Source organism: Bradyrhizobium sp. LLZ17 (assembly GCF_041200145.1).
GTDB lineage: Bacteria > Pseudomonadota > Alphaproteobacteria > Rhizobiales > Xanthobacteraceae > Bradyrhizobium.
In genome coordinates this window covers 708,448-735,400 of sequence record NZ_CP165734.1, presented here as the reverse complement: position 1 = coordinate 735,400, position 26,953 = coordinate 708,448, and the positions used below count along the sequence as shown (strand labels likewise).

The following is a 26,953-nucleotide window of genomic DNA, read 5'->3' as shown; positions in this document are numbered from 1 at the left end:
GCGGACTGCGCGACAGACTGCAGTTCATGCTAATCGGTACGGACTAGACGTTGTGCGGCATCTCGCGACCCATGCTGTCGATCAACCTCACCACTTCGATCGGCGAACGCAGCTCGAGCTTTCGCATCATCCTGGCGCGATGGACCTTCGCGGTCACCTCGCTGACCCCGAGTCTTGCCGCGATCTGCTTGGCGACGAGTCCTTCCGCCATCAGCAGCATGATCTCCCGTTCTCGGGCGGTCAGAGTTTCGACGCGCTGACGGGCCTCGCGCACCGAGTCTTCGCGCTCCATCCGTCTGCGATCGCGCTCGATACCGTGCCTGATAGCATCGAGGATCTCCTGTTCACGGAAGGGTTTCGGCAGAAATTCGACGGCGCCGCGCTTCATTGCCTCGACGGTGATACGGACGTCCGAATGGCCGCTGATGAAGACGATCGGGATCGGCACGCCCGATTCAGCGAGCCTGCGTTGAAGCTCGATCCCGGTCGGCGACGTGCCGGGAAAGCGGACGTCGAGCACGAGGCATGACGGTCCGCCGGAAAGACTCTCGGTGAGGAACTCGTCCGTCGAGGCGAAAAGCCTCACCTGATGTCCCGTCTCCTCGCAAAGGCTGCCAAGCGCGTTTCTTATCTGGATTTCGTCGTCGACAACATAAACTGTGGCTTGATTTGAACTCATAGCAATACGCTCCCGGACTTGGCGCTCGATGTTCCAGCAACGAGCCAACCATTGTTCTTGCAAGCGGTAACAAGGTGCTTGAGTGCATCGGCGAGAACAGAGTCGAGTCGCGTCGCGACGACTCGCCGATGTGAGGTCTTACGGCGGGCACGCGCCCAAGACGAGTGAAGGCGTTCACATATCGGGCTTCGTGATCTGAAAGACTTGACGCCGCCGACCGCGGAACCATGGCGAGGCGCCGTATCACGAATGTGGCGATCCGGAATGCGGTGATCAGGCGTTGCGGCCGAGATATCGCCAGCTGCGTCATGGCATCGCTACTCATGCGCCGACTTGAACGCCGACGGGCAGCCGATTGGGCCAGACCAGACGGGACGTTCAGTGAGCTTGTCGAGTTCGATACCGCGCGCATGTTTTTGATACGGCGAGTATGGGTTGTGCGCAAGTCACGAAAAGTCGCAACCGTTGGTTTTACTTCTGGATCATGGAGAGCACCCGACCGTCGCACTATCAATGACGACATATCCTCGAGACAGCAGCATTAGCTCGGGCTGAATACAACCATTGCGCGAGTGTTCTACGTTTCCGCCAGCATAGTCATTTCAAGAAGGCGGCTTTTGATATGCGATTTGTGCCAGTCATTGTGCTGTTTGGAACTGCATGCGGCCTCGCCGCCATCTATGGCGCGGTACCGGACCTCGTCGCGGGCGCGGCCGGAAGCGCCGCGGACGGCGCCAGCCGTGCCTATCGGTCGACGAAGCAGTTCCTGAAGCCTGGCGGCGAAACCCCGACCTTCGGCTCGGATGCGCCCCTGTTCCGCTACGCTGCAATTCAGCGCGGCAGCATTGAACAGTCGGTGACCGTCACGGGTGCCCTGCAACCCGTCAAGACCATCGAGGTCGGCTCGCAATTGTCCGGGCAGCTCGCCCGGGTCTATGTCGATTTCAACGACACGGTCAGCAAGGACCAGCCGCTTGCGTTGATTGATCCCCGCAGCTTCGCAGCCAAGGTCGACGAAGCCAAGGCCGCGCTGGCGGTCGCCGACTCCTTCGTCGACATCGAGCGGGCCAAGCTCGATCGTGCCAGAATAGACCTGCAAAACGCCAAGGGCAGCAGGGACGTACTCGCAGCCAAGCTCGACAGCGCTCAGGCAGTCAAAGCGTCGGCGCAGAAGACCCTGCAACGCAAGCTGGCACTCCAGTCGCAAAACGTCGTGGCGACGTCGACGGTCGACGACGCCCAGACGGAGTTCACCGCGCGCATGGCCCAGGAGCGCGAGGCCGAGATCCTCATGTCCCTGAATGCCTACGCCGTCGACGGCGCGCAGGCCGACGTCCGCCGGATCGAGGCCGAGCTGGACCAGGCCCGAATGGCGGTGCCGGAGAAGGCCGCGGTCCTTGCGGCGGCCCAGGCAGATCTCGACCGCACCGTGATCCGCTCGCCGATCGACGGGGTCGTGGTCGGCAGGTTCGTCAACGAAGGCCAGACGCTGGCGGTCGGCCTAGAGTCCCGCACCACCTTCGTGGTCGCCCATCGCCTGGAAGACATGGAAATCCACGCACAGGTCGACGAAGCGGATATCGGGCGCATCGCTGCCGGCCAGCGGGCGCACTTCACGGTGGACGCCTACCCCGACCGCCGCTTCGAGGCGGTGGTGCGCCAGGTGCGCAAGGCGCCGCAGAATCAGCAGCACGTGGTCACCTACACCGTCGTGCTGGCGACCTCCAATCTCGACGGCGCGCTGCTCCCCGGAATGACTGCCCTGGTCAAGATCGTGATCGAGCAGCAGGACAACGTGCTGAAAGTGCCGCTGGCCGCGCTGCGCTTCCAGCCCTCGGGCGCGCGGGCAGACACGGCTCCTGGGCGCAGCGGCGTCTGGGTGCGCACCGCCAATGGCGCGCTTCAGCGTATCCCCGTGACCGTCGGTGCCGCGGGCACCGAACAGGTCGCGCTCAAGAGCGGAGAGCTCGTCGAGGGCAGCCAGGTCGCCGTCGGACAGGCGATCCGGCCGGCCGGCATGGAATTTCTCGGCATCAGGTTCGGATCATGACAGCGCTCCCGCCCCTCATCAGCCTCCGATCCGTAGGCAGGACTTACCGCACGGGCGGCGTCGCGGTGACGGCGGTGCGCAATGTCAGCTTCGACATCGAGCCGGGCGAGATCCTCGCCGTGATGGGACCTTCGGGGTCCGGCAAGTCTACGCTGATGAACATGATCGGCCTGCTCGATCTTCCGAGCGAGGGCGCGATCTATCTCGAGGGCGCCAACGTCGCCGAGCTCTCGGAAGACCGCAGGTCGACCTTGCGCGCCCGCAGCATCGGCTTCGTGTTCCAGTCCTACAATTTGCTCGCGCGCCACAACGCGATCGAGAACGTCGCCCTGCCGCTGGTCTATTGCGGCGTGGGCCACAAGGAGCGCCTTGCCCGCGCCGAACAGAGCCTGGAAGCAGTGGGCATGCTGCACCGGGCGCATCATTTCCCGCGACAGCTGTCGGGCGGCGAGCAGCAGCGCGTCGCGATCGCGCGCGCGTTGATCGCCTCCCCGCTGATCGTGCTCGCCGACGAGCCCACCGGGGCACTCGACAGCCGCACCGGTGCCGAGATCCTGGCGCTGTTCGCCGCGCTCAACCAGACCGGCCAGACCATCGTGATGATCACGCACGATCCGGCCATCGCAACCCGGTGCCGGCGCACCATCCGCCTGCACGACGGCGAACTCGTCAGCGACGAGACGCAAGCCCCGGTGGTGCCGAAGCGGAGCGTTGTGTCATGACGATGCTCCAGGGGTTCCAGATCGCTCTGCACGCCTTGCGCCTCAATCCGTTGCGCAGCTTCCTCACCATGCTCGGCATCGTGATCGGCGTCGCATCGATCGTGACGGTTTTCGCGATCGGCGCCGGCGCGCAACTGCGTCTCCAGGAGCAGATCCGCTCGATCGGGGCCAACGTGCTGATGATCACGCCTGGCGCGGTCTATCAGGGTGGCGTGCGTCTGAAGGAAGGCACCAAGCTGACGATGACCGAAAGTGACGTACAGGCGATCATCGAGCAAATTCCGGAGATCCAGGCCGCGGCCGGCTCGATCGCAGGAACGGCTCAAATTATCCACGAGAGCAAGAACTGGAACACGACGATCAATGGCACGACGACCGGGCACTTCATGGTGCGCGACTGGCAGCTCGCGTCCGGACGCTACTTTTCCAGCGCCGAAGAGGCCGCCGCCGGAAAAGTCGTGATCCTCGGAAGCACGGTCGCCAGCGAACTGTTCGCGCCGGGCGATGATCCCATCGGCGCACAGATCAGGATCATGAAGGTCCCGCTCGAGGTGGTCGGCGTGCTCGATCGCAAGGGACCGGCCCAGGATGATGTCGCGTTCGTCCCCCTCACCACGGCCAAGCTGCGCTTCCTCGGCAGCGCGAGCAACATCAACCGGGATCGGTCGCCTACATCATTGCGAAGGTGGCCGCCGACGGTCAGATGACCGGGGCGAGATCCGAGATCGAGAACCTGCTGCGGCAGCGGCATCGGATCGCCGCCGGCCAGGAGGACGACTTCAAGGTCCAGGATCCAGCCGCCGCCATGGAAGCGCAGCAGGGCGCGATCCGGACCGTGGCGCTCCTGCTCGTCGCGATCGCATCGGTCTCGCTGCTTGTCGGCGGCATCAGCATCATGAATGTCATGATCGTGTCAGTGACCGAGCGCACCCGGGAAATCGGCATCCGCCGCGCGCTCGGAGGACGGATGCGGGACATCCGTCTCCAGTTTCTCTGTGAAGCACTCGTGCTCTGCCTCCTCGGCGGCGCCATCGGCGTTCTCGGCGGCGTCACGCTCTCGATGACGGTCGCGCGCATGGCCGGGTGGATCACCTCAATCGACAGTGAAGCAATTGCCCTGGCCCTCGCCTTCTCGATCGCGACCGGCCTCCTGTTTGGTTTCTATCCCGCACATAAGGCGTCCAAGCTCAGTCCAATCGAGGCGCTCAAGACGGAGTGAGAACGGCCGGGATGGCCACACCATCAAACCAACACCAGGGAGGAGCCAGTCATGAGCCCGGATCCAAAAGACTTGATCAGACCGACGCCGCGCGAGCGCGAGCTGATGATGCTCATCGCGCGCGGATTGCAGAATAAGAACATCGCCTTCGAGCTCAATATCTCCGAGAACACGGTGCGGGCGCATATCGGCAACATCATGCGCAAATACCGCCTTCATAACCGAACCCAGATCGCCATCATCTTCGCGCTCCAGGCGGCGCCGCGTTCGCTACAGCGCGATCTTGCCAATTCCAAAGGCGATCCGGTGACGGCGAAGCCCGGGCCAGTGCCTACCCAAGATCCACGAGTGCTCACCGCGCCAGAGTGACCGCCAGCCTCATGCCTTGATTGACGATACCAACAAGCAAAAATTTTCTAGCGATTTGAATTTGGAAATCTGGTTTCGACGATTCGTTCCGCTGAGAGGCGGCCTAACCGCGCCGCGCAACGATCCACTGCTTCACCCTGGGAGCACTCACGAGACCATGGCAACAAGGTCGCTCTCCCTGCACCTGTTGCATGGCCGGTGGCTCTTGTAACTAAACTGTCATTTAGCCAAACTAAACGAAGGCGGCGGTCGGGGTCGGCCGCCAAGCCGCCTCATTGCAGGCAGGGAGAGATTTGATGCGCCGCTCACTGGTGTTGCTGTCCGCCGGACTGACAGTTTTGTCCACCGGACTTCCTAGCGGGCTTGCCTCCGCCCAGAACAACACCCCGCGCAACCTGATCCTGTTCATCCCTGACGGGTTGCGCGCGCTGAAGATCACGCCCGAAACGGCACCGGCGATGGCCGAGGTCCGCGACAAGGGCGTCAACTTCAAGAATTCGCATTCGCTGTTCCCGACGTTCACCATGGCCAATGGCTCGGCGATGTCGACCGGCCACTATCTCGGCGACACCGGCGTGTTCTCCAACACGATCTGGACCAACTACACATCCGTCCCGGCCGGCGACACCGTGGTCCCCTTCATCGAGAACGACGCGGTGCTCGGCGACATCGACGAGCATTTCAAGGGCGACTATCTCAATGAGGACACGATCCTGAAGCTGGCCCGCGACAAGGGCTTCAGCACCGCCGCGCTGGGCAAGCATGGTCCGACCTATCAATGGGATCACACCGACCGAGCCGACAAGCCCGGCCTGCATTCGGTCGTGTTCGACGATGCCACCGGGGGCAAGAATGGGGTACCGCTCTCGGACGAGGTGAAGGCGGCGCTGACCAACGCCGGGCTGCCTGTTGCCGCTCCGTCACGTGGCGACAATGCCAAGGCGGGCGATGCCAAGACGCCGGGCACCACGGTCGCCAACGTTAGGCAGCAGGCCTATTTCGCCGATGTCGCCACCAAGGTCGTGCTGCCGATGTTCAAGGCCCGCAACAAGCCGTTCGTCCTCGTGTTCTGGTCGCGCGATCCCGACGGCAGCCAGCACAACACCGGCGACAGCCTGAACCACATCCTGCCGGGCATCAACGGCCCGACCTCGATGGCCGGTATCAAGAACGCCGACAACAACCTCGCCCAGCTCCGCAAGGCACTGGACGAGCTTGGGCTTGCCGCCAATACCAACATCATGGTCCAGGCCGACCACGGCTTCTCGACCATTTCCAAGGAGAGCAAGACCAGCCCCTCGGCGAAGGTCAGCTATGACGATACGCCGAAGGACTTCTTGCCCATGGGCTTCGTCGCTCTCGATCTGGCCAAGGCGCTCGACCTGCCGCTGTTCGACCCTAACGACAAGAACGCGGCCGTCACGGGCAATGCGCATCCAAAGGCCGGCAATGGCGTGCTCGGCAAGGATCCGGCCAAGCCCGAGCTCGTCGTCGCCACCAATGGCGGCTCGGACCTGATCTATCTGCCGAACAAGGACAAGAAACTGGCGGCGAAGACCATCAAGGCGCTGCTCGACCAGGACTACGGCTCCGGCGTGTTTGTCGACGATTCACTTGGCCGCTTCCCCGGCACGCTGCCGCTGTCGAGCATCAATCTGCGCGGCAAGGCGGCGACGCCGACGCCGGCGATCGTCGTCAATTTCCGCTCCTATGCCAGCGATTGCGGCGAGGCGCCGACCAACTGCTCGGTCGAGGTCGCCGACACCGTGCTGCGGCAGGGCCAGGGCATGCATGGCAGCTTCAGCCGCGGCGATACCTTCAACTTCATGGCTGCGATCGGACCGGACTTCAAAGCCGGCTTCGTCGACGAGTTGCCGGTCAGCAATGCCGATGTCGGCATGACCGCCGCCCAGCTGCTTGGCCTGCGCGGCTCGCACAATGGCGGCCTAGTCGGCCGGGTGATGTCGGAAGCGCTGCCGAACGGGATCGTGCCGAAGGCCTACAAGGCCGTCGAGAAATCAAAGATGTCCGAAAACGGACTTCAGACCGTGCTCAACCTCCAGCGCGTCGGCAGCCAGCGCTATTTCGATGCTGCCGGCTTCCCTGGCCGCACGCTGGGACTTGAGCCGAACGCCGGCAAACAAAAAACGGCGGGGAAATAACCCCGCCGCTGTCTCGCGCGCTAAAATCTCAGGCGCGAATTTTACATGCCAATGTCGAACACGTTCGGCAACTGGCCCGCCAGAGGCAGCGCGGTGGCGCCCAGGAAGGTCGCCACCATCGCCATCAGGCGACGGTTGTTGTGGCGCTTGCCGCGCATCTGGCCGGCAATCCACTCCAGCATCTCGCTGTTGACTTTGGACGCATAGGACGGCGCCCAGCTTTCGATGTCGGACTCGGCCGAGAGCGCGACGCTGCGCGGCGGCACTTTGAGGCCCGAAGCGCTCGCGGCGTAGTGAGCCACCGCCTTGGCCAGGAGGTCATCGAACCGGCCGCCGTCGGTGCGCTCGGTCGCGGCCTCGTTGATCTCGAACAGCGCCTCGGCCTCGCCGCGGCTGACCGGCTGGTCGTTGACGGCCGCGGCCGTCAGGATGCGCGCGCACCAGGCGGTATCATCGGCATCGATGGAGCGGGAAAAGTGCACCCGGCCCTTGGTGGTCGGGCCTTCGCCCGTGATCACGCCGTCGCGCACGACGGAGAGTGCATGAGCTGCGGTATCGCGGCAGGACGGTTCGAGGGACGGCGACTCAACTGACTTAGGCAGTACGGCAGACATAGTTCACTTCCAGATTTCTTCTGATCGACCAGCATTTTCATGCGGGCGTAAAGGGGTGGTTAATGATTCGATACGGGGATCGCGACTTTTCTCAATGGTTGCCAATTGGTCGCTATCAGGACCTTTTTGGTTCCATCAAACGTCGGGCGAGCGTGATGCGGGTCATAAAGGCTTTATCGGGGCAATCGAGACCGTGTGCCCCTCGGTGGAGATGTTTCGCCGCAGGCGCTCCTGTAACAGAAAGGTGCTAGGAAATCGGCGTTTCAGAGAAGAAATTCACATTTTGCTTTAAGCAGTTCACTTGGGGTCGCCCAGACCCTATACTAGCCATTACGGTCCGACACAAATTCCGAAGCAAATTCAATGCGATGAGGTAGAACCATGACACTTCCGATCGGCGCCACCGCCCCAGACTTCGAAGCCGAGACAACTGAAGGGAAGATCAAGTTCCACGATTGGATCGGCAATAGCTGGGCGCTGTTGTTTTCGCACCCCAAGGACTTCACGCCAGTTTGTACGACCGAGCTCGGCGCGCTCGCCAAGCTGAAGCCGGAATTCGACAAGCGCGGCGTCAAGCTGATGGGCCTCTCGGTCGATCCGGTCGACCGCCATTCGAAATGGTCGGAGGACATCAAGGAGACCCAAGGTGCCGACCCCAACTACCCGATGATCGGCGACACCGATTACAACGTCTCCAAGCTGTACGGCATGCTGCCGGCCGCGATCTCGGGCGATCCCCTCACCCGCACCGCCGCCGACAACCAGACCGTCCGCAACGTCTTCATCATCGGGCCGGACAAGAAGATCAAGCTGGTGCTGGTCTATCCGATGACAACGGGCCGCAACTTCCAGGAAATCCTGCGCGTCATCGATTCTGCTCCAGCTCACCGCCAAGCATCGCGTCGCAACCCCGGCCGACTGGTTGCAGGGCGACGACGTGATCATCGCGGGCTCGGTCTCCAACGACGAGGCCAAAACGATCTATCCGCAGGGCTGGAAAGAGCCGAAGCCGTACATCCGGATCGTGCCGCAGCCCAAATAACGGCCAAAAGTGACGGCTCACGCCGTCAACCGGTCCGCCAGCAACAGACCCGCGGTCGAGGAGACCGCGGTCATCACGATCTAGATCAAGCCGCACGCACGCGGTCGAGGAAGCCGTCGACCTCGGCCTTTAAATGCAGGCTCTCGCCCGACAGCGCCTGGGCCGAAGCAAACATCCGGCTCGAAGTCTCGCCGGTCTCGCTCGCACCCTTGGCGGCATGACGGACGTTGACGGCGACATCCGCCGTGCCGGACGCCGCGGCGCGAACGCTGGCTGCGATATTCTGACTCGCGCTCCTCTGCTGCTCGACCGCAGCCGAGATCGAGCCCGCGATGCCGCTGATGCGCTCGATAGTCTGGCCGATCGCCTTGACGGCTGTGACCGACTCCTCGGTCGCGAGCTGCATGCTGGCGATCTGGTTCGAGATCTCGTCGGTCGCCTTGGCGGTCTGGCCGGCAAGCGTCTTGACCTCCTGGGCCACCACTGCGAAACCGCGGCCTGCATCGCCCGCCCGCGCCGCCTCGATGGTGGCGTTGAGCGCCAGCAGGTTGGTCTGCTCGGCGATCGAGGTGATCAGCTTGACGACATCGCCGATGCGCGCGCCTGCCTCCGAGAGCTGCGCGATGCGCCGGTCGGTGGCCTCGGCCTGTTGCACCGCCTCGGCGGAGATCGCGTTTGATTCCTGAACCCTGCGGGTGATCTCGGAGATCGATTGGGACAGCTCGTCGGAAGCTGAGGCCGCTGAGCGCACGTGGTCGGAGGCGGTCTCGGACGCGCCGGCCGACTGCGCCGACAGATCGGCGGTGGAGCGTGCGGTGTCGGTCAGTTGCCGCGCAACGCGCTCGAATTCGCCGGACGAGTGCAGCACCTCGTCGAGGATGCCGCCGACGCTGCCGCGGAACTCCTCGACGAAATTGCGCAAGTCGGCTTTGCGCTGCTCGACCGCGGCGGCGGAGGCCGCCGCCTGTTCGCTGCGCAGGCGCGCCCGCTCCAACGAATTGCTCTTGAACACCGCGACCGTGCGGGCGATCTCGCCAATCTCGTCGGCGCGGTCCTCGCAATCGATCGCGACGTCGCTCTCGCCATTGGCGAGCGCCGTCAGCGAGTGCGTGACCGAGGTGAGTGGCCGGGTAACACGACGGACGACCAGCATGGTGAGGATCAGGACCAGCAGCGCCGCGACGGCTGCCGCGACCGCCATGCTCGCGATCGCCTGGGCCAACATGCTCTCGAACTGCGCCATCGGGATGCCGACATAGAGGATGCCGGCGACCTTGCCGCTTGCATCTGCGATCGGGAGATAGGCGGTCATGAAAGTTTTGCCGAACAAGGTCGCCGGCCCTTTGTAGGCCTCGCCACGGCGCAGCAGGGCCTGCGCCGGATGGTCGGCGGCCAACTGGGTGCCAACCGCGCGCTCGCCATTCTCCTTTTTCACGTTGGTCGAGCGGCGGACGAACTGGCCGCTGGCGCCGTCAAACACAAACAGGGTCGCGGTGCCGCCGACATAGGACACCGCGCGATCGACGATGGCGTGATCCTTGAAGTCGGGCATTTTGGGAATCTCGGCGCGCGCCACAGCACCATCCTTCATGGTGATCCTGGCGTCGGAAGCAGTCTCGGCAAACGCGAGCGCCAGCGTGCGCAGATTGACCTCGATGTCGCGCAACGCGCGATCATTGATGGCTGTGGTGAGCGACCAATAGCCGGCGCCGACCACCAGCGCCGTATTCACGGCGATCAGCAGCACGGCGCACAGCACGGCCTTGGTGCCCAGCTTGAATTGCGGCAGGAATTTCGCCGTCGCGAGTTTGGACATGAATGGAATGACCCCCGTAATTCGTGCATATTCGTGCAATCGGCTTACGGTCGCATTAACGGCCTTCGCACTGCGACATGCTTTACAGATTGTAAACGAGGAGACTCCTGATCACGCCAAGCGAACCTTGCCACCGAAAACCTGCAAACCAGCTTCGATGACTTCCCCTGGAAAGCTGACACGCAGCCGCTCGCCGCCTGGCAGCGCGGGCGCACAGGCTATCCGATCGTCGATGCCGGCCTGCGCGAGCTCTGGCACACCGGCGTCATGCATAACGAGTCCGGATGGTCGTCGCCTCCTTCCTGGTCAAGCACCTCCTGATCGCCTGGCGCGAGGGTGAAAGCTGGTTCTGGGACACGCTGGTCGATGCCGGCAGCAATCCAGCCAATTGGCAGTGGGTCGCCGGCTGCGGCGCTGACGCCGCGCCTTACTTCCGCATCTTCAATCCGATGATTCAGGGTGAGACGTTCGACCCTGATGGAGCCTATGTCCGGCGCTGGGTGCCGGAACAAGGAGCTGCCGGCGAAGCTCATTCACCAGCCCTGGCAAGCAACACCGATCGAGCTGGCGAGTGCCGGCATTACCCTCTGCAAAACCTATCCGCGGCCGATCGTCGATCATGCCGAGGGGCGCGAGCGTGCGTTGACCGCCTACGCCAGGATCCGCAAAGGTTGAGCACTGCTTTGACACAATTTTGAAACCCGCTATCGTTGTCGCGCCATTCAAGCATTGGGGGACGTTATGGACGACGACAAGCCGATCACCGAACAGGCGATGGAGACGATCACCACCGCCGTGGAAGCGACCAAGGACGCCGCAGTCACTGCCGTCAAGAAGGTCAGGAAGGCCGCCAAGAAGGCCGGGAAGAAAGTAGCGTCGAAGAAGGCGAAGGCGTTCCAAAAAGAAGGCCAAGAAGACAACGAAGAAAGCCGCAAAGAAGTCGGCGAAGAAGACAGCCAAGAAGAGCGTGAAGAAGGCCGCCAAAAAAGGCGCCAAGAAAGCTCCGAAGAAAGCCGCCAAGTCGAAAAAGAAGGCCAGCAAGGCCAAGCGCTGACCGCAATTTCGAGCGGGTCTCCGGGTGCGGCGCGCGCCCGGAGATCATCCTCCGCTGTGGCCCTACGCTCCCCGTTTGGATGCGCGCCGGCCCGGATGATGGACCCCTTGCGGATCGCGAAATTCGCTGCGATGGCCGCGCCGGTCTTCTTTCGCGAAGCGCCGCCGCTTCTCGGGTGAGCCAAACGCCCTGATCACCTTCCGGCCGTTGACCTTCTTGATGAGATAGCCGCCCTCGGTCATCGAGAACGGCTCCTTTAGCGTCCCCTTGTGGTCGAATTTGGTGCCGCGGGGATGCTTGAACGGCTCGAACCAGGAGGGATAGACGAAGTTCGACATCGGAAAGCCGCTGACCACGAAGGAATCCTCCTCGACGGCGTCGCAGACCTCGTAGGCATATTGCGTGTGGCGATTCTTGTCGGCCCACAGATTGGCCATGGGATCGAGCACCATCTCGAACAGCTCGTGCGAGGCCGCGACGCTGACCGGCTCGTCACCCAGCGCCTTGACGAAGATCTTCGAGATCGGCTGTCCCCGATGTGTCAGCTCATGGCGTCCGAGCATGTTCTTGTGGGAAGCGTCGTCGAAATAGACGAGCTGCCAGTCGGTCCGCTTCGGCTTGCGGGTGACGTAGAGCTCGACCGGATAGCCCCACACCGGCAGGAAATGGTCGTCGTAGCATTTCTGGAGCGCCGCGGTGAGCTTGCCCATCGTTCGGTCGTCGATCTCCCCCGGCGTAGTTGATGCAGGCGATCCGAACCGGCTTGGTGGACCTGCCGAGCAGTGCGCGCCCGACGCTCTTTTTGGCCTTCTTCATGGAAGTCACCGTGCCGAAAAGGAAGCTGAAATGCGACGAGCCTAGCACGACGCGCCGCGCACGTCAGGGATGCATATCGAGGGCCGAACCTCGATCTAAGAGCGTCGGTTCACCACAAACACCGCGGCCGCGCAAATCGCCATGCCGGCGATCGCCAGCGCGTCGAGCTTCTCGTCGAAAAGCAGATAGGCCATCAGCGCCGTGACGGCGGGCACCAGATAGAACAGGCTCGCGACCGAGGTCGCCGCGGCGTGGCGGATCAGCCAATACAGCAGCCCGATCGATCCGATCGAGAGCGCCACGGCGAGCCAGCCGAGCGCCAGCACGAACTCGCGCGTCCAATGCACCACGCGATCTTCGAACAGGAAGGCTCCGGCCGCGAAGAAGACGGTGACGGCCACATATTGCACGAGGTTGCCGGCGCGCCAGTCGATCTGGTTGCAGTAGCGCCGCTGATAAAGCGTGCCGAGCGTGATGCTGATCAGTGAGACCACGGAGGCGAGCCAACCGATCCCGGCCTCGCCGGTCATGGGGCGGTTGTGCAGGATCATCACCACGCCGCCAAGGCCGAGCAGAAGCCCGGCCCATTGCACCGGCGTCACCTTCTCGCCGAGCCAGCGATTGGCGATGGTCGAGGTCAGGATGGGCTGAAGCCCTGGAATGAGCGCGGAGAGCCCGGCCGGAATCGAGTGCGCGATCGCGATCGCGGTGCCGCCGAGATAGAAGCCGTGGACAAGAATGCCGGAGACCGCGCTGTGGGCGATGCCGGTGCGATCAGGCCATTTCGGACGGGCAATGGCGGCGATGATCGCCATCAGGCCGACCACCACCGCCATGCGGATGGCGAGATAGGTCAAGGGATCGGCATTGTTGACGACGTATTTGGTGCCGATGAATCCGGTGCTCCAGAGCACCACAAACAGGACCGGCGCCGCCCGCGCGGTCAGGGAGTCTTGATTTTGATTCATTGCCGCTCTCAATGCCCGACCAAGGGCGATGCGGCAACGCGAATTTCCGGCTGTTGAATGTTGCGCTGCATGATCGACGGCGCGCGCGGCGGCTGGATCAGCCGCTCACCATTCGTCCGGACAGGGATCGATGATCTTCCAGAGCTCGACACCGTTCTTGATCTTCTTCATGTCGGTGGTCAGCCCGCCATTACGGCGGATCCAGTCCTTCACCGTATCAGGATAATAGGACATCAGGTCCGACGTCCCTTCCGAGCTGGTGACCTTGATGCCGAAGGTGAAGGCCTTGTCGTAATAGGCCTGGTGGAAGCCGAGGCTCGCGCGCGGCGTCACGCAGATCTTGTTCATCGGCACGATGCCGAGCACCAGGGTGCAGGCCGAGTTGCAGATGCCATCGATGATGACGCGCTCGCCTTTTTCGCGAACGCGCTTGTACTTGGCCTTGTACTCCTCGACGTAGCCGCCGTGGTCGCGGGTGATGTGCAGCTCCGCCCGCGCTGGCGTGGCGGCCGCGACGAAGAACAACAGCAGGCTGAGGAGCGTGATGCGCATGGCAGCGTGTCGGCGAAAACCTTGCGAGGAACGAACCGGCCTGAACAGCACCCCAAAGGCCCGGCGGGAGCAATCTTTGACCGAATTCTCTTTGGCCATACTTGTGTGGGGAATTCGTTAAGCATCCCGAAAAGGCCAAAAATGGGCGGATCGCGCCCCCCGGCTCCGGCATTTCGGCCACACCCGCCCGGGAATCCGCGGGATGAGCGCCCGTTTACGGCCTCTGGATGGGTGCCCACCCCGCCCAAAATGGCTATAAGGAACCGACCTCTAAGCGTGGGTTCCGGAGAATCGAGATGAGCAAGCTGAAATTTGTTGCCGCGGTTGCTGCCCTGTCGGCCGCAATCCTAGCCCCCGGCCTCGCGGAGGCACGGGTGCATCACCGGTACCATCACCACTACACCAATCCGCTGCCCTACCCGATCAGCTATGTGCACAATTACGGCCCCGGGCTCACCGCCGGCACCTTCGCCTATTACGACGGCCCTTCGACCAATCACTGCTACCAGAGCGCCGCCGCCTATGTCGGCCAGGACCGTCGCCGGCACCCCTGTTACTGAGTGGCGCCGACGGCGTGCCCCTACGGGCGGGCGCCTTAGCCGGCGGCCCCCGACAGCAGCAATTGCTTCTCGATTTCGTAGACCGGCAGCTTGACGAGGTCCTTGCCGACCTCGCCTCGAAGCGCTTTGCGCACCGCGTCCGAATAATCCATACGGATCATGCCCAGCGCGCGCGGCGAGGCCACCATGGTCAGGGCTGAGGTCTCCCCTGAGCTGAGCGCGATGTCGAGCCGTCCGGCGAGGCCACGCAGGAAGGCCCGCTCGGCCTCATCATGCCAGTCGGTCTGCTCGAGTGCGCTCCGGGCGCCGCCGACCGCCGCATGCAGCCTGCCGGGTGCATCAGTCCCTTGTGCGGCCGTGGCGGGATTGGCCTGCTCGTGGACCTCCCTGGTGTGAAGGTTCGGAAACATCTCGTCGCCGAGATTTTCCAGGATGAGCGCCTTGCGGCCGTCGCACACGATGAGCCAGTCGCCCTTGTCGATCCTCATCTTGTTCATTGCACTGCTCCAAACAATCTGTGAGGCCGGCCGGACATGCGCTTCGAATGCCAGGAAAGGCGGCCTATCGCGACAAGACTAAGTTGGAAGCGGGCCGTGCGAATTGCGCAGGATCAAAGGATGGCGGCGACGATCCGGAAGGCTGCAGCTCAGGCCCTGGCATTGGCGATCGGCGCAAACCTGGGATAGCTTGGCGGCGCTGGATCAGGGCTGCGGCGGATGGCTGGCGGTTTGTTCATCAGCGTTACATTTTGAGTCCGCCACAATTTGATCAGAACATCTTCGATAACTGTATTGCGTAAGCAGAGGAAGAAGACATCATGAAGTTGAAGATTGGCCTGGTCGCCGCGTCCCTGTTGGGTGCCCTCGCGGCATCGTCGGTGGCGTCCGCCATACCTATTGCGCCTGCACCTGCGACACCGCAGGCCGGCAACGTCGAGCAGGTCCGGATGGTCTGCAATGCCTGGGGACGCTGCTGGTGGCGTCCGAACTATGGCTACGGCTACGGCTATGGTCCCGGATATTATGCGCCGCCGCGCTATTACGCACCGCGTCCGCGCTATTACGGCTATCACGGCTATCGCCGCTGGTGAGATCTGAAGGGGCCCTTGAGGCCCCTTCGCTTTTTAGAGAAGCGTGTTGCGTGGGCGCGCGTCGGAGGGGGGGGGCGGGGAGCGTCCAAAACTGATCTAGATCAAAGATTAAATTCGTCGTGCCGTCATTCTGCACCGATGGCTGATTTGATCGTTTTCCAATGCCCTCAGACGGGTATGAACGTGCAGACGCATCTCGAGAAGCAGCAAAGACAGGAAGGGCGGAGCTTTGAGGCGTTTGCCTGTCCCGCCTGCACGCGCCTCCATTTCATCGACCTCGCCTCCGGTCAACCGATGAGTCGAGAACGTTGATGGTAGCCTCAATCCGACGTCCCCATGAGATGATAACAGTAATACTACGGACCGGTATCCCGTTTACTGAATCGCGATGTTTGGTCATTGATGGGACTGCACTGCCGCTCATTTCATTGTCACATTTCAATTTCCGGCCAGACAAATGTTCTTCGACGCTCTCGCCCCGTCTTCCGCGCTCCAGCTGATCAAGTTCGCCGACGTCGACGCGTTTCGGCCGGTGGAGTCGATCGAACATGCCCGGAGCATTCCTCTCGATGTCACCAACTTCGCGGCGGCGCGGGCAATCGTCAGCCTGCCGGCGTGCCAGATCGTGGTGGCGAGATCATTTGCGCGCATCCTCGATACCGCGTATCGCGCGCCGGGCGGCATGGTGATCCTGCCGATGAGCGACGATCTGCGAGCGAGTTCGAACGGGATCAGTCTCGACTCACGCTTTTTCCTGGCGTTGCGCGGTAACGATGATTGCCATTTCGTCGAGTTTCAAACCAATTATCACGCGCTGATCATCTTCTCGCCCGCTCTGAGGGATCGCGGGTGGTTCGATCGGGCCGACACATTGTGGACCAGCATCGGCGAGGGCACTGCTCTGCTCCACGCGCGACAGCTTGTGCTCGACATACTGCGCACCGCGTCCGTGGAGCCCCGCATGTTCGAAGCCACGGATGTCGCCGCGCATCTCCAGGAGGGCCTGCTGCTCGCGATGGACGACCTGTTACACATTGATCCGCGGTCGAATCGCAGCGCCTCGATTGCGGGCGCGCGATCCGCCAGGCTCGTGCAGCGGATCGACGATTTCGTGACGGCCTATCCGACCGCACCGATCTACACGGCGAATCTCGCCAACGAATTCGGCGTTTCAATTCGGACACTAAGCGGCGCCTTGACCAAGGTGCGTGGCATGAGCCTGCATCGGTACATCCGCTTGAAGCGGCTGTGGGCCACCCGAGCGCGCCTGCTCAGAGGCGGCGGCACGACGGTCGCGACTTGCGCGCGTGCTCAGGGCTTTCATCATCTGGGCGAATTTGCCGCGGCTTACCGCGCGACCTTCCACGAGACCCCCTCGGAGACGCTGGCGCGAGGCCGGCAGACCAGCCTTCGGGCCACCTAGCGGCTCGCGCATAGGGCGCCCGTCGAAGCCTTCAGGACCCGATGCGCATACTCGCAAATGGCGCGCTCGGAAGGATTCGAACCTCCGACCCTCGGAATCGAAATCCGATGCTCTATCCAGCTGAGCTACGAGCGCCTGACCGCGTGTTGGGCCACAACCGAAATACCCCGGGTCATCGCTGGCAAGCCAGTGCACCGGGGCATTCGGATGGCTTCGAATTAGCAGAGAGGTGAGACAATAAAAAGCCCCAGCCGCCCTCCTGGGGCGGATCAGACCCCTTCTTCACCAGGTCATGTCGAACAGACCGAAATGCGGCTGCTGTGCCACCAGCATCATCGGCTGGCCGCGCTGCGGGGCCAGATGCGTCCTGGCCACCTTGCGCCTCGGTTGGGCCGGAGCGTGGACCTGCGACACCTGGACCTGGGGTTCCGGCTTGGCGTCGGCCTTCTTGGCTGAGGACGCATCGGCCTTCCCCCCGGCAGGGGTGAACTGGGCGAAGGTCTCGCGCACCCGCGCCTTCGCCGACATCTCGGCCAGCTTGTCCGCCTGCGCCGGCGGCTCGGGCGCCGCGACGGCAGCCGTCCTCACCACCGGCGCTGCGATCGTCGGCTGAGTGGTGTCGAGCACGATACGATCAGGCAGATGGCGATCGGACCGAATCCGGATCAACGGCTGGTCATAGCCTGCTGTCGCGACGGCCTGCGCAACCGGCGGCGCCGGCCAAACGAAATCCGCGGCGAACAACAGTGCGAGCAGCGCTCCACCGACGAACATGAAATAGCGAAAGATGGGCATTGACCGCGCTCCGCCCCCGCATCCGCGCGGGCTCTTCGCCTTAACAGGCGATCTTTTAGTTTGTTCCTGCCCCCTGCCCGATGGTTCAAATGGCAACGCCAAGTTTTTTGACCAAGAGGCAAGGACGGTAACTTTTCCGCTAGTGAAACGCGGCCTTTACGCACGCCGCGCCGTGACCAGCGAACACTTGGCCTGATCGGCATCCACATTGACGAAGCCGACGGGAACGCGGGTAAAGGTCTTGCGGCTCTTCATACCCACGGTGTCGGCCAGCACGCGGCTGCGGTCGGTCAGATGGCTGCCGTCACGCCGCGCAAAGGCGCAGACGATCTCGACATCCTTTACGGCATAGTCGTTGTCATTTCGTACGGTGAAGGTCACCAGGGCCTTCGAACCGAGCCCGCCGCGGCGCCAGGTCTGCGAGGAGATCTTGAGCCGGTCGAGCCCCACGGGCTCCGCAGCGGAAGTCTCCGACGCCGTTGCCGTGGCAGTCGGATCAATCGTTGCGAGCGCCAAACTCACCGGCTCGGTTTGCCCGACATTGCCTTCGGAGGGCGGCATGAGAATCGAGACGGCGCAGCCGGTGATGATCGCGGCCAGCAGCCACAGCAGGCCGCGCTTGAGCCAGATGCTTGGTGCAGGCGCGGTCCGTGACAAATCCTCGCCGTTATTGACGCGGCTTCCCATTCCGATCCGGCCAAACCTTGCGTTCATGGGTGCATCACCGAATGCCGGCCAGGGCATCTTCTCAATCCGCGGGACGAACTAAGGTTCCCGCGGGCGAGCGAATCGCGGGTAAGACGCATGGTGGCGATCACCGGTCCGGATCGCTAACATGCGCTGCAACGCCGCCAATATCCGTTGGCAAGACCGTTGGGAGGAAGTTGAAATGCCGTTCGCCGTCACTTGGGATCACGTCCATCTGCGCAGCCCCGATCCGGAAGCTACGGCGGCCTGGCTGCGGGATATCCTCGGCGGCGAGATCGTGCGCGCACCGGGGCGGATCGACGTGCAGCTCGGCGGCGCAAAAATCTTCATCGCGCCGCTGGAGGGCGACAATGTGGTCAGCCCGCCGCCGCTGCATCCGCATCAGGGCCTCGACCATTTCGGGCTCACGGTGAAGGACATCGATGCCGTCGCAGCCGAGATCAAGGCCAAGGGCGTCGTCTTCACGCGCGAGCCGACCACGCTCCGGCCGGGCGTCCGCGTGTGCTTCATCCGCGGTCCCGAAGGCATCTCCATCGAGCTGCTCGAGCGCGACAAGAAGTACACTTGAGACGGCACGGCCGCATCGAGCGCCACCGAGACCGGGCGAGCTATTGCCCGGTCAGGTCATGCTTCCGGGCATAAAGCATCGGATCGCGACGCCCATGTAGCCGTAGATCGGCCAAACCATGGTGCGCCCCACCCGGTTCGGCTCCGAGATCACGGCCTCCTCGGGGACGTCGACCCAGACCAGCTCTTGCTGCTGGCCTTCGCGCATGTAGCCATAGCGCGGGACGCGGACGCGATAGTGCCCGTCCTTGCTCTCCCAATCGGAGTCCGAGATCGCCGAGCCGTCGGCATCGGAGCAGCATGGCCCCTTGCTGCTGCGCAGACTGTCGAACCAGGCCTTCAATTCGGCACTGGTGTTGACGAACTGGCCCCGATCGCGCGCGTGCCCGAACGGGGCAGCAAGCGCAATCAGCAGCAAGGTACAGCCGAACCTTGTCATGGTTCGCCTGCGTGTCGCGTGGCGAATTCGCCGTTGTCGTCTTTCGCAATTGGTGGGACGCGCACTGTACAGACGCGGCTCATGGCCGCCGGAATCGATCCAGTTGGTCACGTTTGTCTTGCTCCAGCACCCCGCGGCCAGTGCAACAATGGTTATGCATTTCGCGGGCCAACTCTGATTCGGAACGACTGGCCGCGCCACATGATGAAACCGTCATATCCGCGCCACAGGCAAGACGGGACAATTACGGCTCGCGTGATTGGGGGCTGGCTTAGCGGCCGGCAAACTGCCGCGTTGCGCGAGGGATTGCGCTTTGGCATAAAAGCCTCACCGGTTACGCCGTTGGGCGGCGGCGGCCGGCCTGCGGGACCTGATGAAGAACGGCCTCTATTCGATTCACGTGACCTTGCTCGATGGTCGAGCCGGCAAGGGCAGCGGCGTGATTGTTTTCCGCGACGGCAAGATTGTCGGCGGCGACGCCTATCTCTATTACACCGGCAGCTACACGGCGAAGGACAACACCTTCAAGGGTGAGGTGCTGGTGCAGCGGCACACCTCCCCGCGCGGCGACGACAATCCTCTGTTCGGCGGGCCTGCGGCAGTCGGCATCGGCGTCAGCGGCACCTTCACCGATACGCGCGCGGACATGACGGGCACGGCGCTCGTCGGCAAGGCCAGCCAGATCTTTGGCGCCACGCTGCACAAGCTCGCAGACGTCGACTGAGCGCGAGCTATTCCGCCGCTTGCTCGAGCGGCGCTGTGCGCGGCAGAATCATCTGGATCCGCGTACCGCGGCCGGGCTCGGAATCGAGATCGAGCCGCCCGCCCAGCCGGTTGGTGACGATGCTGTAAACGATGTGCAGCCCCAGACCGGTGCCGCCCTGGTCGCGCCGCGTCGTGAAGAACGGATCGAACGCGCGGCGACGCACGTCGAGGCTCATGCCGCAGCCATTGTCGGCGACGATGATCTCGACATTGTCCTTGCCGGACTCGCGCACCTGGATGTCGATGATGCCGGGCCGCCCGTCCGGGAACGCGTGCGCCACCGAGTTGAGGAACAAATTGGTCAGCACCTGCCCATACGGACCAGGATAGCTGTTCATGGTGAGATTGGGCTGGCAATCGACATTGAGCGTCAGGTTCTGCTTGCGCAGCCCCGGCCGCAGGCTCATCACCACCTGCTCGGTAAGGTCGGCGAGATCGAAACTGCGCTGGTCGGAATAGTTGCGATCGGCTGCGACCTGCTTGAACGACTGGATCAGCTCGGCGGCGCGGTTGAGATTGGAGACAAGCTGCGAGGACGCGTCGCGGCTGGTGTTGAGATAGTCGTTGAGCGTCGAGCGGCGGAGTTCGCCGCGCTCGACCTCGGCGCTGAATATCGCGGTCTTGCGCTCGAGCGCGGAGGCAACCGTCAGGCTGATGCCGACGGGATTGTTGACCTCATGCGCGACGCCGGCGACGAGACGACCGAGAGCGGCGAGCTTCTCCGCCTCGATCAGCGAGGCCTGGGTCTCGCGCAAATTGCGCAACGCCGTCTCGGCGGCATCCTTCGCCTTCCGCATCTCCTGCTCACCGCGCTTGCGCTCGCCAATGTCGAGCGCCACGGTGACGATCCGCTCGATCTCGCCTTCGGCATCGAGCAGCGGCAGCTTGTTGACGAGCCATTGCCGCATGTCGCCGGAAGCGTCCTTGTACTCTTCCTCATAGAAGCCGAGACCTTTCCGGAAACTGAGCACGCGCTTGTCGTTCTCGTCAGTCTTGGCCGCGCCATAGCGCGACATCAGGTCCGCCGTGGTGCGGCCGAGCGCGTCGCCCGGCTCGATGCCGAAGATCCCCGCCATGTAGCGGTTCATCAGCACATAGCGCAGCTCGCGGTCCTTGACGTTGATGACGGCGGGCACGGTGTCGATGACCTGCTGGAGCAGGCGCCGGCCTTCGGCGATGGCGTCTTCCGCCCGCTTCTGGTCGGTGATGTCACGCAGCGTGCCCTCGTAGCGCACGATCTGGCCCTGCTCGTCCCGCACGCCGGTCGCGCTATCGGAGAGCCAGAGGATGTTGCCGCTGCGCTGACGCACCTGGTATTCGAACTCGCGCACCATGCCGTCGCGATGCATCAGCCGCTGGTATTCCGCGCGCGCTTCGGGATCGACGTAGATGGTGTGGGCGATGTCGTTGATGCTGTCGATCAAATACTCCGGGCTGTCATAGCCCATCATCCGCGCCAGCGCCGGATTGGCGTTGAGGAGATCGCCCGAGGGCGTCGTGACGTAGATGCCGTCGACCGAGCCCTCGAACAGCTTGCGATAGCTTTCTTCGGCCAGCCGCTGCTCGGTGAGCGCGCGCACCGCCGCCTCGCGCGCGGTGTCCGCCTCGTCGAGCGCGCGGCGGAACACTTCGGCAGCGCGCGCGATGTCGCCGATCTCGTTGTCGACGTCGGCGGACGGAATCGAGGTATCCTTCTCGCCCGCCGCAAGGGCGCGAATGGAGCGCGCGATCTGAGCCAGCGGACGCACCGTCCGCCGCACCACGAAGCCGGCTGCGAGAATGCCGATCAACACGCCCATGCTGCCGAGCACGATGCTCTGCCACCGCGCCTCGGTCAGCGTGCGGGCGAAGTCGCGCGACAGCACATGGCCGCGCCGCGCACTGACTTCGCGCAGCAATTCGGTGACGCGCCCGATCAGCCGGCCCTCGGTTCCCAGGACCTCGCGATCGATATCGGCGATCTGCCGCTCGCGGACGGCGACGGCAATGATGGCGTCGGCGTAGTTGTCGACGGCGATCTTCAGCGCGGCATCGGCGGTAGCCATCGTCCGCATGCTCTGCGCGGCCTGCTCGGCAGCAGACGGATTGCGCGCGAGCAGCCCCAGCGCGATCCGGCTTTGCGCTTCCGACAGGCGGGAGGCGAGCTCGCGGTCCGCAGCACCCGCGACCGCAGCGTCGAACTGGTCGCGCAGCGGCGGCAAGCCAGCGAGCAATTGCGCGCGGCGGTCGATCAGAGTGGAGATCCGCTCCAGCCCGCTGCGATAGGTCGCAAGCCGCTCCGTAACCCCGTCGATCATGTCCTGTTGCTCGGGCGCGAGCTCGATGCGGGTTTTCTTCAGGATGTCGCTGAGGGTCGCGGCGGCCTCGCCGACCTGCTTGAACTGGATGCCGGCGCCGGGATCAGTGACGAAGTCGCGCGCCGCAAGGCGCAGTTCGTTCATGCGGCGGTCGATATCCTCGGCGAGGTCGCCGACGCTCTGGAGCCGCTGCAACTCGGCAAAGGTCGTGTCGATGTGGCGGATCGCGATCACGCTCGCGGTCGAGGTGACCATGATCACCAGCAGCACCAACAGAAAGCTGCCGAACGTGAGCTGGCCGATGGAGAGCGAAAAAGTTCGCTTTTTCTCAGGGGTCTGCGTCAATTCGGCGGACATCGGTGATGTGAGGACCGGGCTATTGGAGCTCCAATATACGACGTATTGCGGTCCCGGGGGAACATGCGTCTGGCGGCCGAATATCCTTAATACTACCGCCCTGCCGCCCGCCTCGGCCTCGACTTTATGACGTTTTGACGCCGGCCGACCGCCGCGCCGGGATGGTCATGGCGGCGACGCTGAGGACGACGCAGGCAAGGCCGATCCAGGCGGTCCGGCTCAGGCTCTCGCCGAGGAAGGCAACGCTGATGGCAACCCCGATCGGCACCCGGAGATAGGCCCGCGCGGTGGTGCCGACCGAGCCCAGGCTCTGGATCAGGCGGAAATAGATCACGAAGGCCGCGGCGGTCGAGAAAATCGCCAGCGCGACCAGGGCCAGCACGGAAGTCAGCGAGGGCGACAATGTCCAGGGCTGCTCGACGATGAGCGAGGTCGGGATCAGCGCCGCCGCTCCCGCCAGCAGCGAGCCGGCCGCGGGCGCCATGGGATCAAGGCCCTTGAAGCTGCGGCCGAAAATCGCGGCACAGGCGTAGCAGATGGTGGCCGCAACGATGGCGGCCTCCGCGACGAGGCCGCTTCCGACGTCATGGACGGCATCGACGCCGACGATCAGCAGGATGCCGGTCATGCCCGCGACCACGCCGACCAGCTTGCGCGGTGTCGTCGCCTCGTGACGCGTCACGACGGCCGTGAGCAGGAAAGTGAAGATCGGGCCGGCCGAGTTGAGGATGGTCGCGAGCGCGGCATCGACGTGGCGCTCGCCCCAGGCGATCAACGTCCAGGGGATCACGCTGTTGAGCACGGCCTGGAAGGCGAAGCGTTGCCAGGTCGCGGCATCCGCCGGCATCCTGATGCCCCGCGCCCACATGATCGCGAGCAGCAGCAGGCCCGCAATCGTGGTGCGCGCCGCGATTAGCGTGATCGGCGGAATGGTGGCGACGCCGAGCTTGATGAAGGTGTAGGAGCCGCCCCAGAGCGTCGCGAGCGCCACCAGCAACGCCAGCTCGACGGCAATGTTGTTGTCCTGCCGGTTGTCCATGTCGCGCGCTCGATCCCGTTGTCAGGGACGGAACCTAGCGCGTCTGCCCTCGCCGATACTTCGTTGTGTGTCGAACTGTCCTAGCCGACCGCCCCGACCTCGAACACCTCGCCGTCATAGCCGGCCTCGGGGGGAATGCGGAGCTGGCGGCCGGTATCGGTCTTGGTCATGACAGGCATCACCGTCACGACAGACATGCCGCGGGCGTGCTCCAGCGCCGCGCTCACGCTCGACTGCTTGGCGAGCCGGATCAGATTGCGCGTGGTCGGGAACGGCAGCTTGAAGCGGCCGCTGTCGCCGCCCTCTACCGCCTCGCGCGGCGAGACCCAGATCGAGTCGGTGGACTCCCTCGCCGTCATGGGCGCCGAGCTGGTCGGGCGGCGCCGCGGCAAGGAAGAACCAGGTGTCGAACCGCTTCGGCATGCCCTCCGGCGTGATCCAGTGCGCGTAAGGCACCAGCGTGTCGAGCGCAAGCTGGAGGCCGTTGTCGGCGAGGATATCCAGGAAGCCGATCTTGTGCTCGTTGAGCGCGACACGATGCGCGTCCGCAATCTCGCCGGCGCGCTTGGCATCAACAGCCGCACCCGAATGCTTCGACCGCGCCAGCAGGATGCCGCTCTCCTCAAACGTCTCGCGGATCGCGGCAATACGAAAACCGCAGTCCGCTTCGCTCAAGCCCTCGCTGCCCGAATACAGGTCGGCTCGCTTGACGATCTCCTGATCGCCGGCATCGACGCTGCCACCGGGGAACACCAGCGCACCCGAGTTGAACTCGATCTGATGATGGCGAACCATCATGAAGACCTCGATTTCGCCGCGGCTCTTGCCGTCGACATCCGCGCCGTCGCGGAGCAGGAGGATCGTCGAAGCTGGGCGCGATGCTGCCGTCTCGGCCATGCAACCAACCTGCGGCGCTGGATTGCGGCTGGAGATTGGCGCGTTTGTCGGTCTTCGCCACGCGTGAGAGCAGATAGTCGACCTCCGCCTTCGCCGCCGGCGTGATCGTCGCGCCGGGCTTGCGCTGCGCGCTCGAGGCGATGACGCCGCGCTTCTGCAGCACGTATTTGCGCACGGCAAGCCCCGCGCCTGGCTGCTGCTCATAGCGGATCAGCGGCAGATGCGCGTCGAACAGATCGTGCGCGGCGTCGCGCTTGCCTTCCTTCGACAGGCGCACGACGTCGATCAGGAGTTCGGGGAAAGCATAGCCGGTCATGGCACCGTCTGCGCCGCGTTCCATCTCGAAGTCGAGGAAAAGCCCGCCATTGCCGCAGAGGATCGACAGCGGACGAAGCGAGCCATCCTTCTGGAAACCGCGCAGGGTCGAGATCTTCTCGAGGCCCGGCCAGTCCTCGTGCTTGAGCATCACGCAGTTCGGATTGTCTGTGACGATCTTGCGGATGACTGCGGGCGTGAACACCACCGAGAGTGTCAGCGGATAGTCCTGCAGCACCCAGGGCACGTCGGGGCCGATGGCCTCCGCGGCCTGCTTGTAATAGCCGACGATCTGGTCGTCGGTGCGGAGCGAGGGCGGCGGCGCGATCATCACGCCGGCGGCGCCCGCATCCATCGAGGCCCGCGCCAGCGCACGCATGGTGGCAAAGCCCGGCGCGGAGACGCCGACGATCACCTGCATTGTCTTGGCGCGCTTGACGAAGCGAATGGCGACCTGCTCGGCCTCGGCGGCATCGAGCTTCGGCGCCTCGCCAAGGATGCCCAGCACCGTGACACCATCGCAGCCGACCTCTTCGTAGAACTCGGTGAGGCGGTCGATCGAACGCTCGTCGATCCGGCCATCATCGTGGAACGGCGTCGGCGCGATTGCGAAGGTGCCCTTGGCGTCGGCGGTGAGTTTCATTAGTCCTCTATCCTCTTGTTCGTCATTCCGGGACGATGCGTTAGCATCGGACCCGGAATCTCGAGGTCCCGGGTTCGCGCGCTGCGCGCCCCGGGACGACCATGGCCTAAAACCGCCGCGCGCCCATCTTGATCTGTTCCTCGGAGAAGAAGATCTCTTTGGCATGATCAGCGATATCCTGGGCCTTCCAGCCCGTATGCGGCGGTTTCCAGCCTTCCATTTCCATCATCCGCATTTCGCGCACGCCGCGGGGCCCGGACACGCCCAGCACCTTGCCGGTCTGGTCGCCCGACAAGTCGCTGACCATGTATAGCACGGCCGGCGCGATGCCGTCCGGCCCCAGCGCCGCACCGGGGTTCTCCTTGTAGCGGGGCAGGTCTGCGGTCATGCGGGTCAGCGCGCCCGGGGCCAGCGTCCATATCCGGATGTTGTACTTGCGGCCCTCGATCGCCAGCACATTGGACAGGCCCCAGATGCCTCCCTTGGCTGCGCCATAGTTGCTCTGGCCGAAATTGCCGATCAGGCCAGAGGTCGAGGAGGTGTTGACGATGACGCCGCCGCCGTTTTCCCGCATCCAGCGAAACACCGGCATGGTGCAACAGAAGGTGCCCTTCAGATGCACCTTGATGACCTTGTCCCAATCGGCTTCGGAGCCCTTGGCGAAGGTTTGGTCGCGCAGGATGCCGGCGTTGTTGACGAGGATGTCGGCGCGGCCAAAGTGCTTGATGGCGTCGTCGAACAGGGACTGGCCGCCCTCCATGCTGGAAATGTCGTCGCCGTTGGCGACCGCCTTGCCGCCTTCGGCCTTGATTGCGTCGACCACGCGCTGGGCCATCGAGGTGTCGGCGCCGGAGCCATCGCGGGGGCCGCCGAGGTCGTTGACCACGACGGATGCCCCTTCCCGCGCGAACAGTTTTGCGTAGGCCTCACCGAGCCCTCCGCCCGCGCCGGTGATCAGCGCAACCTTGCCATCGAGCAATCCCATGGTGGCTTCT

General features: G+C 63.8%; 23 protein-coding genes, 1 tRNA gene and 6 pseudogenes. 14 read left to right on the top strand and 16 right to left on the bottom strand.

What is annotated here, in order from left to right:
* Window positions 1-43: 43 nt before the first annotated feature.
* A complete protein-coding gene (locus AB8Z38_RS03650; RefSeq protein ID WP_369723171.1) occupies window positions 44-679 on the bottom strand; it encodes a response regulator transcription factor in 636 nt (211 codons plus the stop codon).
* A gap of 622 nt (window positions 680-1,301) precedes the next feature.
* On the opposite strand from AB8Z38_RS03650, the gene AB8Z38_RS03645 reads away from it, so the two are divergent.
* The 6 genes from AB8Z38_RS03645 (at window position 1,302) to AB8Z38_RS03620 (ending at window position 7,201) form a co-directional block, all read left to right on the top strand.
* Entirely contained in the window at window positions 1,302-2,729 is a 1,428-nt protein-coding gene (locus tag AB8Z38_RS03645) for an efflux RND transporter periplasmic adaptor subunit (protein WP_369723170.1), read from the top strand.
* On the top strand, window positions 2,726-3,451 hold the full coding sequence (locus AB8Z38_RS03640; protein WP_369723169.1) for an ABC transporter ATP-binding protein: 726 nt from the start codon (window positions 2,726-2,728) through the stop codon (window positions 3,449-3,451). The genes AB8Z38_RS03645 and AB8Z38_RS03640 overlap by 4 nt, the downstream gene beginning before the upstream one ends.
* Complete coding sequence (locus AB8Z38_RS03635; RefSeq protein WP_369723168.1) at window positions 3,448-4,158, top strand: ABC transporter permease; 711 nt, start codon at window positions 3,448-3,450, stop codon at window positions 4,156-4,158. Before AB8Z38_RS03640 ends, AB8Z38_RS03635 begins: the two co-directional genes overlap by 4 nt.
* Window positions 4,155-4,670 carry an ABC transporter permease gene (locus AB8Z38_RS03630; protein WP_369723167.1) on the top strand — a complete coding sequence of 172 codons (516 nt, stop codon included), beginning with the start codon at window positions 4,155-4,157 and terminating at the stop codon, window positions 4,668-4,670. Before AB8Z38_RS03635 ends, AB8Z38_RS03630 begins: the two co-directional genes overlap by 4 nt.
* Before the next feature lie 51 nt (window positions 4,671-4,721).
* Window positions 4,722-5,039: a response regulator transcription factor gene (locus AB8Z38_RS03625; RefSeq protein WP_369723166.1), complete on the top strand. Its 318-nt coding sequence runs from the start codon at window positions 4,722-4,724 to the stop codon at window positions 5,037-5,039.
* Between the two features lie 296 nt (window positions 5,040-5,335).
* Window positions 5,336-7,201 (top strand): alkaline phosphatase family protein, encoded by a 1,866-nt coding sequence (locus AB8Z38_RS03620; RefSeq protein ID WP_369723165.1) that lies wholly within the window; start codon window positions 5,336-5,338, stop codon window positions 7,199-7,201.
* A 41-nt stretch (window positions 7,202-7,242) separates the two neighbouring features.
* Here AB8Z38_RS03620 and AB8Z38_RS03615 read toward each other — a convergent pair whose 3' ends face one another.
* On the bottom strand, window positions 7,243-7,815 hold the full coding sequence (locus AB8Z38_RS03615; RefSeq protein ID WP_369723164.1) for a hypothetical protein: 573 nt from the start codon (window positions 7,813-7,815) through the stop codon (window positions 7,243-7,245).
* A 381-nt stretch (window positions 7,816-8,196) separates the two neighbouring features.
* On the opposite strand from AB8Z38_RS03615, the pseudogene AB8Z38_RS03610 reads away from it, so the two are divergent.
* Window positions 8,197-8,857, top strand: a pseudogene (locus AB8Z38_RS03610) (peroxiredoxin).
* Window positions 8,858-8,942: 85 nt separating this feature from the next.
* On the opposite strand, the gene AB8Z38_RS03605 reads toward AB8Z38_RS03610, so the two are convergent.
* Window positions 8,943-10,673, bottom strand: a complete 1,731-nt coding sequence (locus AB8Z38_RS03605; RefSeq protein ID WP_369723163.1) for a methyl-accepting chemotaxis protein — start codon at window positions 10,671-10,673, stop codon at window positions 8,943-8,945.
* Between the two features lie 123 nt (window positions 10,674-10,796).
* Between AB8Z38_RS03605 and AB8Z38_RS03600 the strand changes: the two are divergent.
* Together AB8Z38_RS03600 and AB8Z38_RS03595 are read left to right on the top strand one after the other, a co-directional pair.
* Window positions 10,797-11,348: pseudogene (locus AB8Z38_RS03600) on the top strand (FAD-binding domain-containing protein); the annotation flags it as partial.
* 66 nt (window positions 11,349-11,414) lie between these two features.
* A pseudogene (locus tag AB8Z38_RS03595) lies at window positions 11,415-11,727 on the top strand (histone).
* 62 nt (window positions 11,728-11,789) lie between these two features.
* Here AB8Z38_RS03595 and AB8Z38_RS03590 read toward each other — a convergent pair.
* From AB8Z38_RS03590 to AB8Z38_RS03580, 3 genes and pseudogenes are all read right to left on the bottom strand, one after another.
* A pseudogene (locus AB8Z38_RS03590) lies at window positions 11,790-12,543 on the bottom strand (hypothetical protein).
* Between the two features lie 95 nt (window positions 12,544-12,638).
* Window positions 12,639-13,511 (bottom strand): DMT family transporter, encoded by an 873-nt coding sequence (locus tag AB8Z38_RS03585; protein WP_369723162.1) that lies wholly within the window; start codon window positions 13,509-13,511, stop codon window positions 12,639-12,641.
* Between the two features lie 105 nt (window positions 13,512-13,616).
* Window positions 13,617-14,063, bottom strand: coding sequence for a hypothetical protein (locus AB8Z38_RS03580; protein ID WP_369723161.1), 447 nt, complete (start codon window positions 14,061-14,063; stop codon window positions 13,617-13,619).
* A 296-nt stretch (window positions 14,064-14,359) separates the two neighbouring features.
* Between AB8Z38_RS03580 and AB8Z38_RS03575 the strand changes: the two genes are divergently transcribed.
* Window positions 14,360-14,623: a hypothetical protein gene (locus AB8Z38_RS03575; RefSeq protein WP_369723160.1), complete on the top strand. Its 264-nt coding sequence runs from the start codon at window positions 14,360-14,362 to the stop codon at window positions 14,621-14,623.
* Window positions 14,624-14,658: 35 nt separating this feature from the next.
* Here AB8Z38_RS03575 and AB8Z38_RS03570 read toward each other — a convergent pair whose 3' ends face one another.
* Window positions 14,659-15,120 (bottom strand): host attachment protein, encoded by a 462-nt coding sequence (locus AB8Z38_RS03570; protein WP_369723159.1) that lies wholly within the window; start codon window positions 15,118-15,120, stop codon window positions 14,659-14,661.
* Window positions 15,121-15,440: 320 nt separating this feature from the next.
* On the opposite strand from AB8Z38_RS03570, the gene AB8Z38_RS03565 reads away from it, so the two are divergent.
* Window positions 15,441-15,713, top strand: a complete 273-nt coding sequence (locus tag AB8Z38_RS03565; protein WP_369723158.1) for a hypothetical protein — start codon at window positions 15,441-15,443, stop codon at window positions 15,711-15,713.
* 457 nt (window positions 15,714-16,170) lie between these two features.
* Complete coding sequence (locus AB8Z38_RS03560; protein ID WP_369723157.1) at window positions 16,171-17,136, top strand: helix-turn-helix domain-containing protein; 966 nt, start codon at window positions 16,171-16,173, stop codon at window positions 17,134-17,136.
* 58 nt (window positions 17,137-17,194) lie between these two features.
* Here the strand turns inward: AB8Z38_RS03560 and AB8Z38_RS03555 are convergent.
* The 3 genes from AB8Z38_RS03555 to AB8Z38_RS03545 form a co-directional block, all read right to left on the bottom strand.
* Window positions 17,195-17,271 (bottom strand) — tRNA-Arg (locus AB8Z38_RS03555).
* A 147-nt stretch (window positions 17,272-17,418) separates the two neighbouring features.
* Window positions 17,419-17,931, bottom strand: coding sequence for a hypothetical protein (locus AB8Z38_RS03550; RefSeq protein WP_369723156.1), 513 nt, complete (start codon window positions 17,929-17,931; stop codon window positions 17,419-17,421).
* 156 nt (window positions 17,932-18,087) lie between these two features.
* Window positions 18,088-18,645: a hypothetical protein gene (locus AB8Z38_RS03545; RefSeq protein ID WP_369723155.1), complete on the bottom strand. Its 558-nt coding sequence runs from the start codon at window positions 18,643-18,645 to the stop codon at window positions 18,088-18,090.
* A gap of 175 nt (window positions 18,646-18,820) precedes the next feature.
* Here AB8Z38_RS03545 and AB8Z38_RS03540 point away from each other — a divergent pair, with 175 nt between their 5' ends.
* Window positions 18,821-19,207 (top strand): VOC family protein, encoded by a 387-nt coding sequence (locus tag AB8Z38_RS03540; RefSeq protein WP_369723154.1) that lies wholly within the window; start codon window positions 18,821-18,823, stop codon window positions 19,205-19,207.
* A 51-nt stretch (window positions 19,208-19,258) separates the two neighbouring features.
* Here the strand turns inward: AB8Z38_RS03540 and AB8Z38_RS03535 are convergent, their stop codons facing one another.
* Window positions 19,259-19,756, bottom strand: coding sequence for a hypothetical protein (locus AB8Z38_RS03535; protein ID WP_369723153.1), 498 nt, complete (start codon window positions 19,754-19,756; stop codon window positions 19,259-19,261).
* Window positions 19,757-20,018: 262 nt separating this feature from the next.
* Here AB8Z38_RS03535 and AB8Z38_RS03530 point away from each other — a divergent pair, with 262 nt between their 5' ends.
* Window positions 20,019-20,369: a GrlR family regulatory protein gene (locus AB8Z38_RS03530; RefSeq protein ID WP_369723152.1), complete on the top strand. Its 351-nt coding sequence runs from the start codon at window positions 20,019-20,021 to the stop codon at window positions 20,367-20,369.
* A gap of 7 nt (window positions 20,370-20,376) precedes the next feature.
* Here the strand turns inward: AB8Z38_RS03530 and AB8Z38_RS03525 are convergent, their stop codons facing one another.
* The 5 genes and pseudogenes from AB8Z38_RS03525 to AB8Z38_RS03505 all read right to left on the bottom strand — a co-directional run bounded on the left by AB8Z38_RS03525 (window position 20,377) and on the right by AB8Z38_RS03505 (window position 26,943).
* Window positions 20,377-23,064, bottom strand: coding sequence for a PAS domain S-box protein (locus AB8Z38_RS03525; RefSeq protein WP_369723151.1), 2,688 nt, complete (start codon window positions 23,062-23,064; stop codon window positions 20,377-20,379).
* A 124-nt stretch (window positions 23,065-23,188) separates the two neighbouring features.
* Window positions 23,189-24,103: a DMT family transporter gene (locus tag AB8Z38_RS03520; protein ID WP_369723150.1), complete on the bottom strand. Its 915-nt coding sequence runs from the start codon at window positions 24,101-24,103 to the stop codon at window positions 23,189-23,191.
* An 80-nt stretch (window positions 24,104-24,183) separates the two neighbouring features.
* Window positions 24,184-25,000, bottom strand: a pseudogene (locus tag AB8Z38_RS03515) (NUDIX hydrolase).
* Window positions 25,001-25,010: 10 nt separating this feature from the next.
* A pseudogene (locus AB8Z38_RS03510) lies at window positions 25,011-25,958 on the bottom strand (dihydrodipicolinate synthase family protein); the annotation flags it as partial.
* A gap of 106 nt (window positions 25,959-26,064) precedes the next feature.
* Window positions 26,065-26,943 (bottom strand): SDR family oxidoreductase, encoded by an 879-nt coding sequence (locus AB8Z38_RS03505; RefSeq protein ID WP_369723149.1) that lies wholly within the window; start codon window positions 26,941-26,943, stop codon window positions 26,065-26,067.
* Between the last annotated feature and the right edge of the window lie 10 nt (window positions 26,944-26,953).